This is a genomic window from Streptomyces sp. NPDC059853 (assembly GCF_042731495.1).
In the GTDB taxonomy this organism is placed as follows: domain Bacteria; phylum Actinomycetota; class Actinomycetes; order Streptomycetales; family Streptomycetaceae; genus Streptomyces.
Genome location: NZ_JBHWJL010000019.1, coordinates 25528 through 35841, shown reverse-complemented (window position 1 = coordinate 35841; position 10314 = coordinate 25528). Strand labels below are relative to the sequence as shown.

The 10314-nt window shown below is 72.1% G+C and carries 12 protein-coding genes and 2 pseudogenes; 7 read left to right on the top strand and 7 right to left on the bottom strand.

Translation table 11 applies throughout. The annotated features are described in order from the left end of the window. Positions 1–48: 48 nt before the first annotated feature. Entirely contained in the window at positions 49–399 is a 351-nt protein-coding gene (locus ACFV5N_RS03975; protein ID WP_385593691.1) for a hypothetical protein, read from the bottom strand. Then, the gene (locus tag ACFV5N_RS03970) at positions 396–812 is read right to left on the bottom strand and encodes an ATP-binding protein (RefSeq protein ID WP_385593689.1); all 417 of its coding nucleotides are present in this window, start codon (positions 810–812) and stop codon (positions 396–398) included. The genes ACFV5N_RS03975 and ACFV5N_RS03970 overlap by 4 nt, the downstream gene beginning before the upstream one ends. Before the next feature lie 215 nt (positions 813–1027). On the opposite strand from ACFV5N_RS03970, the gene ACFV5N_RS03965 reads away from it, so the two are divergent. From ACFV5N_RS03965 to ACFV5N_RS03945, 5 genes are all read left to right on the top strand, one after another. Beyond that, positions 1028–1900 carry a helix-turn-helix domain-containing protein gene (locus ACFV5N_RS03965; RefSeq protein ID WP_369266343.1) on the top strand — a complete coding sequence of 291 codons (873 nt, stop codon included), beginning with the start codon at positions 1028–1030 and terminating at the stop codon, positions 1898–1900. A 7-nt stretch (positions 1901–1907) separates the two neighbouring features. Continuing rightward, on the top strand, positions 1908–2087 hold the full coding sequence (locus ACFV5N_RS03960) for a DUF397 domain-containing protein (protein ID WP_369266344.1): 180 nt from the start codon (positions 1908–1910) through the stop codon (positions 2085–2087). 337 nt (positions 2088–2424) lie between these two features. Next, complete coding sequence (locus ACFV5N_RS03955; protein WP_385593697.1) at positions 2425–2949, top strand: DUF6879 family protein; 525 nt, start codon at positions 2425–2427, stop codon at positions 2947–2949. Positions 2950–2969: 20 nt separating this feature from the next. Beyond that, entirely contained in the window at positions 2970–3818 is an 849-nt protein-coding gene (locus tag ACFV5N_RS03950) for a helix-turn-helix domain-containing protein (RefSeq protein WP_385593684.1), read from the top strand. A gap of 250 nt (positions 3819–4068) precedes the next feature. Next, complete coding sequence (locus tag ACFV5N_RS03945) at positions 4069–4278, top strand: hypothetical protein (protein WP_385593681.1); 210 nt, start codon at positions 4069–4071, stop codon at positions 4276–4278. Between the two features lie 49 nt (positions 4279–4327). Here ACFV5N_RS03945 and ACFV5N_RS03940 read toward each other — a convergent pair whose 3' ends face one another. The 4 genes and pseudogenes from ACFV5N_RS03940 to ACFV5N_RS03925 form a co-directional block, all read right to left on the bottom strand. Further along, positions 4328–5242 (bottom strand): class I SAM-dependent methyltransferase, encoded by a 915-nt coding sequence (locus ACFV5N_RS03940; protein ID WP_385593678.1) that lies wholly within the window; start codon positions 5240–5242, stop codon positions 4328–4330. Positions 5243–5313: 71 nt separating this feature from the next. Beyond that, positions 5314–6411: pseudogene (locus ACFV5N_RS03935) on the bottom strand (NAD(P)-dependent alcohol dehydrogenase). Beyond that, positions 6408–7805, bottom strand: a complete 1398-nt coding sequence (locus ACFV5N_RS03930; protein WP_385593675.1) for an aldehyde dehydrogenase family protein — start codon at positions 7803–7805, stop codon at positions 6408–6410. The pseudogene ACFV5N_RS03935 and the gene ACFV5N_RS03930 overlap by 4 nt, the downstream one beginning before the upstream one ends. Before the next feature lie 8 nt (positions 7806–7813). Further along, complete coding sequence (locus ACFV5N_RS03925; protein WP_385593672.1) at positions 7814–8569, bottom strand: (5-formylfuran-3-yl)methyl phosphate synthase; 756 nt, start codon at positions 8567–8569, stop codon at positions 7814–7816. A 314-nt stretch (positions 8570–8883) separates the two neighbouring features. On the opposite strand from ACFV5N_RS03925, the gene ACFV5N_RS03920 reads away from it, so the two are divergent. Together ACFV5N_RS03920 and ACFV5N_RS03915 are read left to right on the top strand one after the other, a co-directional pair. Further along, positions 8884–9714 (top strand): M55 family metallopeptidase, encoded by an 831-nt coding sequence (locus tag ACFV5N_RS03920; RefSeq protein ID WP_385593669.1) that lies wholly within the window; start codon positions 8884–8886, stop codon positions 9712–9714. Positions 9715–9744: 30 nt separating this feature from the next. Next, a complete protein-coding gene (locus ACFV5N_RS03915; RefSeq protein WP_385593666.1) occupies positions 9745–10104 on the top strand; it encodes a hypothetical protein in 360 nt (119 codons plus the stop codon). 39 nt (positions 10105–10143) lie between these two features. Here the strand turns inward: ACFV5N_RS03915 and ACFV5N_RS03910 are convergent. Then, a pseudogene (locus ACFV5N_RS03910) lies at positions 10144–10215 on the bottom strand (LuxR C-terminal-related transcriptional regulator); the annotation flags it as partial. Positions 10216–10314: the final 99 nt, after the last annotated feature.

The window sequence follows — 10314 nt, the reverse complement described above, 5'->3', positions numbered from 1 at the left end:
GTCCACAGCTGTGGACACCGGGCCCGGCCCGTCGGCGTTCCCGCTCCCTCACCGCGCCCCGAGCCACAACCCGGCCGCCACCGAGCTGAGCGACAGGATCCCGGCGATGGTCACGGCGGCGACAGAGTTGACGGCGGTGTCGTACCGACGCTGGAAGGCGGCATCGCCGTGGGCGGTCACGGTCGGCTCGCACGGCTCGGGCTCGGCTCCCCGTACCCACCGCGCCAGCCGGACGGCGCACGGCTCACAGGCGTGGAACGGCCGGCTCCGCCCGAAGCCGACCACCGGCCCCAGCCACATCACCAGCACCCCGGTCCGCCCGCACATCAGGCAGTCCCCCTCTTCCGCCCACCCGGAGATCACATCCGTCTGCACCCATACCTGCGTCGAGATGTTCACAGCGCGCACCGGAACCAGACGATCTTCCCGACGCACCGGAGCGTCCGCTCACACCCGAACCCATCGGCCATCTCCCGCAGCATCCACAACCCGCGCCCCGACTCCGCATCCCACTCGGGCGCCTGCCGCCCCAGCACCGGCAACCGCACCGACCGGTCGAACACCTGCACCGTCACCTCCGCCCCGATGCGGGCCATCCGGAGGTAGCAGCGCGGATTCTCGACATGCTTCGCCACATTCCCCAGCAGCTCACTGACCCCCAACCGCACCAGCTCCACGGTGTCCCCCGACCCGCCCCACAGCCTCAATACCTCGCCGGCCATCGTTCGTCCGTGCTCGATCGCTATGGGGTGGGCCATCACGGACTGCCCATACACGCTCTGGCCGTAAGCGGCTCGCACGGAACTCGTCATGGGGGGCCTCCTGCCCGAGTCGGCTGACCTCCTGTGACACCTCAAGTGCGCTGTGTCAGCGCACACATGATGTTCAGGGTTCCAGCGAGCCGTCAAGCCACAGAATGGCAGGCTGCCAATACTTGGCATTGCATTCACTCGATGGTGTGATGACCCATCGAACGGACTGGACCGCGCGCTACGCTCAACCGCGTCGAGACCCAACGGAGGTGGATATGGCGGTCGTTGCCAGCGGAAGCCCGCTTACCGCACGCCGGAAGCTCGGCGGGGAACTTCGTCGGCTGCGAGATCGCTTCGGCCTGACTACCGAGGATGTCGCGGCCCACCTCAAATGCCACGCCACTAAGGTCAGCCGCTTCGAACTGGGCAAGCGATCAGTCACACGACGTGACTTCGAGGCGCTGATGGAGCTGTACGACGTCGGCGACGAGCAGCGAGCCGAGCTCACGGAGCACATGATCCGAGGCAAACAACGCGTGCCGCCATGGTGGGACGCGTACAGCGACGTCCTCACGGTGAACTACAGCGAGTACATCGCCTACGAGGCCGAAGCGGTGCGTGGCGGCGAGTACCAATCACTGCTCATCCCCGGGCTGCTCCAGACCCGCGACTATGCTCACGCGGTCACCGAGGGTGGATACGCCTCGCTCGGACCCGACCAGGTGGACAGCCTCGTCGACGTCCGCATGCGCCGCCAGCAGCGGCTGACCGAGGAGGAGCCGCTGCTCTTCGAGGGGGTGATGACCGAAGCCGCACTCCGACTCCAGATCGGTGGCCCGGAGGTGATGCGCGAGCAGCTCCGTACGCTGGCACGCACCGCTGAACTGCCGAACGTCAGTGTGCGCATCATCCCCTTCACCGCTGGTGCGAAGGCTGCCGTGACCGGGGGCTTCAGCCTGTTCGGTACCGATGCCGACGCAGACGCCGATGTGGCGTTCACCGAATCAGCCGAGAGCGCCACGACGCTCAAGGACAGCCCCATAGTTCTCCGGCTCCTCAATCGGCAATTCCGGAACTTGTCGGCTGCCGCGCTTTCCCAGGAGGATAGCCACGACATGGTGCGACGTATCGAGAAGGAACTGGACTGAGATGCACATGCGTGATGCCGTTTGGCGCACGAGCAGTTACACCGTGAGCAACAGCAACTGCGTCGAGGTCGCGGTGATCGCTGCCAGGGACAGCGTCGCCGTCCGGGACACCAAGGACCGGACCATCCCCGCCGCCGTGATCCCCGCCCGCGCCTGGTCCGCGTTCCTCGCGCGGCTTAAGGACTGATCCCCGCCTCCGGGCGGGGGCCATTCACCTCCGCGCGCCCCTCGCACTCCCTTGACCGGCCCTCTCGCACACGGCCAAGGTGAGCGACCTCGGAGGCGTACAACGCTGGGGCTGGAGGCTGTCATGACACTACGGTTTGTCGGCAAGGACCCGGAGTCGGGAGATCACGGTTCGCCGGCCGTGTGGGTGGACGAGGAGACCCGTGATCTCGTTCTCCAGGGATGGACGGCGGACCAACTGACGACCGACGAAAGCGCGGTGGACGTACGGCTGCCGGAGCACGAATCCGTGATCCGCGTACCGAAGCGGATGGTTCCACTGCTGAGGGAGGCGCTTGATGTCGCAGAGCTTGACCACCTTCGCTGACCTGCTTCGGGCCGCCGAGCGGTCCGCCGTTCATCTGGAGATGCGCGACGCGTACGGCGTGGAGAACGAGGTGGCCGGCTTCGCGGCGTGGCGGGCGGGGCGCCGGCTCGACCCCGGAGACCGCGCGTCGTGGTGGCGGCCGTGGCTCGACCTCGTACAGGAGGTGACAGGCAACGGAGTGGTGATGCGCCGCGCGCGGATCGTCTCCGAACCGGTCAGTGACTACATCCGGTTCGAGCACTCCGGCACCTTCACCAACATCGCCGCAGGGGAGCAGATCCGCTGGTTGCCCCGACGCCGGACATCCGATCTGGCGTTGCCGGGCAATGACTTCTGGCTGTTCGACGGCCGACTGGTCCAGTTCAACATCTTCGACGGTGAAGGCCGGTGGGTCCACACCGATCAAACCGACGAACCTGCGACTGTCCGGCTGTGCGCGGATGCCTTCGAAGCCGTGTGGGAACGGGCCCTCCCCCACGAGACGTACACCGTCTGACCCCCGGGACCGGCCGGTTGATGTTCTCGTCCCCGCTCTCCAGCGCCGAGGCGGCACGTGCTGCGGTAGCCGCCCGGCTCCGGGACCTCATGAGGGACGCCGGGCTCACAGGGCAGGAACTCGCCGCACGGTGTGGCTGGCACAAATCGAAATCCTCCCGGATCGCACGCGGCAGGACCCCGCCGTCCGATGCCGACATCCGCGCCTGGTGCAGAGCCTGCGATGCAGAGGACCACATCGCGGATCTGATCGCGGCGTCGCGCACCGCCGAATCCATGTACGTCGAGTGGCGGCAGATCCATCGCACCGGGATTCGACACGTCCACGAACAGACCATTCCGCTGTACCAACGCACGCGGCATTTCCGTGTCTACGCCTCCAACGTCGTACCCGGCATGTTGCAAACGCCCGAGTACGCCACCGGACTGCTGCGCCGCATCACCACGTTCCAGGGAACTCCGGACGATGTCTCGGACGCCGTGCGCGCGCGAATGGACCGCTCTCGTGTCGTGCGGCATGGCGATCACCGTTTCGCGCTCCTGCTGGAGGAAGGGGTGCTCCACTACCGCGTCAGCGATGACGCGGCGATGGCTGGGCAACTCCGGTATCTGCTCGCCGTCATGGGCCGGCCGAACGTCTCGCTGGGGGTCATCCCGTTCGGCGCCCGTCGCACGGTCTGGCCCCTGGAAGCGTTCTACGCCTTCGATGACACGCGCGTCGCGGTCGAGACGTTGACGGCTGAGATCAATGTGACGGCTCCCGGTGAAGTTCGCACCTATCTCAAAGCCTTCGCCGAACTTTCCCGTCTCGCCGTTCGAGGGCAAGAAGCTCGTTCCCGTATTGGTGAGGCCATGGACACCCTCGGGTGAATCAGTGCAACCGCGTGCAACACAATGGCTGGCTGCTCTGCGTTCTTTCTACCTTTCTGGACATGAGCCATCGGCGCGGCCCTGCACGGCCGGTCCGAAGGCTCGATGTCTCCCGCTCCGGCCGGTCAGTTCTGGCAGATCCAAACGGCCGGAGCGGGTGACCACCGCAGGGCGTCCGGGCCCGGCGGTTCACCGGTCATGCCGCCGACGGTACGGCGGTGTGGCCCGTCCCGAAAGGGGAATCCGGGAGATGACCGCACCAACCATCGACGCGTACGAGACCCGTACGCCCGACACCGAAGGATGGCGGGGCGTTCCCTTCCGCCATCCCCGGGACCTGGCGGCCGCGTTCGCCGTGCCCACGGCGGAGAACGACGGCGGCAAGCACGACGGCGGCCCCATGCCGCCGGAGGCCCCGCGCGACCCCGCCCCCGGCGGAGGTGACGACGAGGACGCGTAGTCCGTGGAGCCCGGTCCCCGGCCCCGCCGGGGCCGGGATCCGTGCGGTGTCAGGGCCGGGGTTTGTGGGCGAATACCCAGCGGTTGCCCTCCAGTGCGTCTTTCACGCCGTCCGGTTCGGGGAGGGGGCCGCGGCCGTGGCGGTGGGTGAAGTCGAAGGGGGTGTGGACGGAGGTGGACCAGCCCTTGGTCACCAGGTCGGCGGCCGAGTCGGGGCGCGGGCCCGGGTCGAAGAGGTGGAGCAGGTCGATGCCGGTCCGCTCACGCGTGGCCGTGTAGGTCGGGCTGTCGTGGTACCGGTGCAGGTCCTGCTCCACCTTGGCTTCGAAGGCCAGGGCGCTGCCCCGGGTGGTCAGCCGGTCCACCGTCTCGATGAGGTACCGCTCGGCCGGGCCCGGCAGGTAGAACAGCAGCCCTTCCACCAGCCAGACGCTGGGCAGCGTCGGGTCGAAGCCGGCGGTGGTGAGGGCGCCGGTCCAGGGGTCGCGCAAGTCCGCCGGGACCGGGACGCGCTTCACCTTCGGGGTGGCGGCCAGGTCCAGGAGCACCCGCTGTTTGAACTCCAGCACGCCGGGCCGGTCGATCTCGTACACCACGCACTCGGACGGCCACTCCAGCCGGTACGCCCGGGTGTCGAGACCGGCGCCCAGCAGCACCACTTGGCGGGCGCCCATGCGGACCGAGCGGAGGACGTAGTCGTCCAGGACCCGGGTGCGCAGGCCGAAGTAGCGGGCGAACCGGCCCCACAGCGGGTCGCTGTCGCCGTCCGGCACCTGCTCGATGCGGACCGGCCAGGCCGCGCACGCCGGGGTGGCGCGGACGAAGTGTTCGGCGTAGAGGTCGCGGGCCAGGCTGTCGTGGCGGTGGGTCTCGATGGCCCGGGCCGTGGCGACCAGCAGCGCGGTCAGTCCGACACCTTCGTCCACGCCGTCCGCGTCCGTGTGCCGCGGCGCCGTTGTGGCCATGGGTTCTCCTTCGGTGAGGGGTGGGGATGCGGGGTGCCAGGGGCCGTGCCGCGCGGGCGCGGCCGCGGGCTTCAGGTGTCCGGGAGGAGGACGGGTTTGACGACGCGGCCGGCGTCGCTGTCGCGTTCGGCCTCGTTGACGGCGTCCAGCGGGTAGGTGCGGATCAGCTGGTCGAAGGGGAACCGTCCGGCCTGCCACAGCGCGGTCAGCCGGGGGATCAGCAGCGCGGGGACGGCGTCGCCCTCGCAGATGTGGCGGACGGCGCGGCCCTTGTCCAGCGTGCCGGGCTCCAGCGGCAGGGGGCCGGGCAGCCGGGCCACCAGACCGAGGGTGCCGGTGGGGCGCAGGGCGTGCAGGGCGTCGTTGATGAGGGCGGGTACGGCCGTGGTGTCCAGCGCGTACGGTGCGCCGCCGCCGGTGAGCCGCCGGATCCGCTCGGGCAGCCCGGCGGTGGTGGCGGGCAGCGGGGTGGCGCCGAACCGTTCGGCCAGGGCGAGGCGTTCGGGGTGCCGGTCGACGGCCAGGGCGTGCGCGCCGGTGGCGGTGGCCGCCATGACCGCCGCCAGGCCGACCGCTCCGGCGCCGAGGACGACGAGGGTGTCGCCGGGGCCGGCCCGGAAGGTGTTCAGGACGGCGCCGGCGCCGGTGAGGAAGCCGCAGCCGAGCGGGCCGAGCAGTTCGAGGGGCAGGGCGGGGTCGACGCGGACGGCGTTGCGGGCGGCGACGAGCGCGTACCGGGCGAAGGAGGACTGGCCGAACCACCGGGGGGCGAGCGCGGCCCCGGCGGCGTCGGTGAGCCGGGGGGTGTCCTCCTTCCGGCCGCCGAAGAGGTTGAGGGCGGCGAAGGAGTCGCAGTAGGCGGGTGCGGCGGCCCGGCAGGCGCGGCAGTGTCCGCAGGAGTCGAAGCTGAGGACGACATGGTCGCCGGTGCCGATCGCGTGGTCCGGGCCGCCGCCCGTCGCCACCACGATCCCGGCGCCCTCGTGGCCGAGGACGGCGGGCAGCGGGCTGCGGCCGGCCGAGCGCCGGACGGCGAGATCGGTCCGGCACATGCCGCTGCCCCTGATCTCGACGAGGAGTTAACCGGCGGCGGGTGCGCTGCCCAGGGCCACCTCCTCGACCGTGAACGGGTCGGTGTACCCGCGCAGGACGGCCGCCCGGAATCTCATGACCGGTCCTCCCGGGGGCGGTGGACGACGAACGGCCGGAGGTTGCCGTACAGCCCCCACGGTCCGCCCGCGACACCGACGCCGCTGTCCTTGACGCCGGTGAAGGGCTGGTGGAGGGAGAGTTCGGCGTGGTGGTTGATCCAGGCCGTGCCGCAGTCGAGCCGGTCGGCGACGGCTTCGGCCCGGTCGAGGTCGGTGCCCCAGACGGAGCCGCCGAGGCCGAAGCCGGTGCTGTTGGCGGCGGTGACGGCCTCGTCGAGGGTGCGGTACGGCAGGACGGGCAGGACCGGCCCGAACTGTTCCTCCGTCACCACCGGGCTGCCGGGCGGGACATCGGTGAGGACGGTGGGCGCGAAGAAGTACCCGGGGGCGTCCAGCCGGTGCCCGCCGGCCGCCGCGCGGGCGCCGTCCGCGAGGGCGCGCCGGGTCACCTCCTCGACCCGGGCCAGCTGGGGGGCGTTGTTGACGGGGCCGAGCCGGGTGGCCGGATCGAGGCCGGGGCCGACCGGGACGCTCTTGGCGCGTGCGGCGAGGGCGTCGACGACCTCGGCGTGCCGCCGCTCGGGGACGTAGACCCGTTTGACCGCCATGCACACCTGGCCGCAGTTGCGGAACGCGGCCCAGAAGAGCCGGTCGGCGATCCGGTCCACCGCCACGTCCTCCAGCAGCACGGCCGCGTCGTTGCCGCCCAGCTCCAGGGTGACCCGGGCGAGGGTGCCCGCCGCCGCGCCGGCGACGGCCCGCCCGGTGGGCACCGAGCCGGTGAACGTGACGTGCCGGATGCCCGGGTGGGCGGCGAGGCGGGCGCCGAGCGGTTCGCGGCCGGTGACGACGGTCAGCACGTCCTCGGGCAGCACGGCGGTGAGGAGCGAGCCGAGCAGCCGGGTGGTGAGCGGGGTGTACGGGGACGGTTTGAGGACCACGGTGTTGCCCGCGGCGAGGGCGGGCGCGAACTTCGCCGCGGCGAGCTGGAGCGGGAAGTTCCACGGGACGATCGCGGCCACCGGCCCGAGCGGGCGCCAGCGGATCTCGCTGTGCACGGGCCGGCCGTCGCTGATCCGCCGGGTCTCGGGGGTGAGGCCGGCGAAGTAGCGCAGCCGGGCCGCCGTACGGGCGACCTCGGCGTGCGACTCGGCCAGCGGCTTGCCCTGTTCCCGGGTGAGCAGCCGGGCGAGGTCGTCGCCGGCCGCCTCCACGGTGTCGGCCGCGGCGCGCAGCGCGGTGGTACGGGCGGCGGGGTCGGCGCGCCAGCCGTACCAGGCGCGTTCCGCCCGGTCGATGACGGCGTCCAGTTCGTCCGGCCGCTGGTCGGGCGCCTCGTCGAAAGGCTCGCCGGTGGCCGGGTCGGTGACGGCGAAACGACCGGGCGGGCGGCCGGGGGCGGGGGTCCGCATGCCGGTGGTCAGCCCGCGACGGGGACGGTGGCCGCCTGCTGACGGGCGTGCCGGTCCATCTCCGCGCGGAAGGCGGCCACCAGGTGCGGGCGGATCCGCCCGGCGTTGCGGTCGCCGCCCTCGCAGACGGCGCCGCGTACGCCGACGATGTCCGTGCCCATCCGGGTCAGCGGGCCGAGGTCGGCGGCGGTGACGCTGCCGGCGAGGGCGGCGAGCAGGCCCGCAGCGTGCGCGAGCCGGACGAACTCGGCGCAGGCGTCCTGGGATACGTGGTCGAACAGCCGGGTCCCGTCCTTGATGGCGGTGTCCAGCATGGCCGCGTCGGCGCCGGAGCGGGCGGCGATGTCCGGCAGGGCGAGCGGGTTGACGCAGCCGATCCGGTGGGCGTCGGCGTAGCCGGAGGCGACGACGAACGCGTCGGGCCGGTGGTCCTTGACCGCCCGGACGACGGCGCGCATGACATCGATGCCCTGGTCGGGCGTCGTACAGCCGTACAGGCCGACCTTGATGTACGTGGCGCCGGAGACGACCGCCCCGAGGGCGGCCTGGGCCACGGTGCCGGGCTTGTAGGGGACGTCCCCCACGGTGGCGGAGAGCGGGGTGCCGGCCGGGACCGCCTCGCGGATCTCGCGGATCACCCAGGGGAAGTTGGCGCCGAGCGAGCCCTCGTCGGGCTTTTTGACGTCGACGATGTCGAGGTGGTCGGCCGCCTTGGCGCAGTCGCGGGCTTCCTCGACGCTGTCCGGGGAGATGAGAAGCAACACCGTGGGCTCCTTCCGCCGCACGCCGGTCTGCCCGGGAGGCAGGGGGTGCGGATCACCTGACGCATGATCGGTGGGCTCATCATTTCCGCCGCCCCCGAGCGCCGGTAGAGCGCGCGGACTCCCCCCGGGGCGCCCGCACCGCCGTGCGGTGCGCGGCGCACGCCGGGCGCGAACGGTCTCCGGCGGCCCCCTCCGGGGGCGCGTGGCGGGGCGTGAGGCGGCATCGCGCGCCGGGAACGGGCACCTCCCCGGGCGCGGGAAAGTCGCGGGAAGAAGGGGCCCCGGCCCCGGGGCCCGGCCCGTAGGCTCCCACTATGACAAACGTACTGATCTCCGCCGATCTGGAAGGCATCTCGGGCGTGGTGCACGGCACCGAGACCAACCCGGCGGGCTACGACTACGCACGCAGCCGGGCCCTCATGACGGCCGAGGTGAACGCCGCCGTCGCCGGGGTGCTGGACGCGGAGCCCGGAGCCGAGGTGTGGGTGGCCGACGCGCACGGGCCGTTCCGCAACATCCTGCCGGAGGAACTGGACCGCCGGGCCCTGCTGGTGCGCGGCAAGCCGCGGCCGTTCGGGATGCTGGGCGGGCTCGGCCCCGGCACCGACGCGGTGCTCTTCGTCGGGTACCACGCGCGGGCCGGGTCGGGTCCCGCCGTGCTGGCGCACACCATGAACGGCGTCAACCTGGATGTGCGGGTGGGCGGTCGCTCGCTCGGCGAGATCGGGCTGAACGCCGCCATGGCCGGGTACTTCGGAGCGCCGGTCGTGCTGCTCAGCGGCGACGACGTGGCGTGCGCCGAGTTCACGGAGCTGGTGCCGGGCGCCGCCACGGTCGAGGTCAAGCGGGCGCTCGCCCAGGCGGCGGCGGTGGCGCTGCATCCGGAGGAGGCCCGGGAGCGGCTGCGGGCGGCGGCGGCCGGGGCCGTCGTACGGCGCGGGGACATCGCCCCGTTCACGGTGCCGGGCCCGGTCGAGGTCGAGATCGATCTCGCCCAGCCGCACACCGTGGACCTGGCCACCCTCATCCCGGGCGTCACCCGGGCCGCGGGCGGCCGGACCATCGCGTACACGGCGGCCGACTACGCCGAGGCGTACCGGGTGGCGCTGCTCATCGGCCAGCTCGCGGGCATCGCCCCCGCGTAACCACCCCGGTACCGGGGCAGGCGCAGACGCATGACAGCAGAGACCATCACGGGACTCCGCGAGGTGCACGCGCTGCTGAAGTCCCTGGAATCGCAGGACATCCACCATCCGGACGTGGTGCGGAAGGCGGCGGAGCTGATCGTCGCCCGCTCCCTGGAACTGGTCGACGTCACGGAACCCGAAGACGCCCAGCAGCGGCTCGCTTTCGCCGTCCGCGACCTCAAGTCGGCCGAGAAGGCGGCCCGCCGCCACCGCAGGAACCCCCTGACCCGGCCGTTCTCCCGGGCGCGCTTCGCCTTCACGACGCGCTCGGCCGAGGGCTGGGTCGGCGGGGTACTGAAGGACTTGGACGGGAACCCGGAGGGCCGTACCCCCGGCGACGCGCCCTAGTCCAGCCCACTCGCCCAGGCCCAGGCCGATGACCAGGGCGGCGGCGATCTCCGCGTTGCTCAGTCCCTGGGCGACCAGGCGCACCACCTCGGTCTCGCGGGCGGTGAGCACCGCCGGGTCGGGGCCGGGGGCGGGGGCGGGGCGGGTGCGTTCCTGGCCCCCGACCCGCGCCACGCCGGGTTCCGGACGGCCACCGAGGAGGCGTTCGCC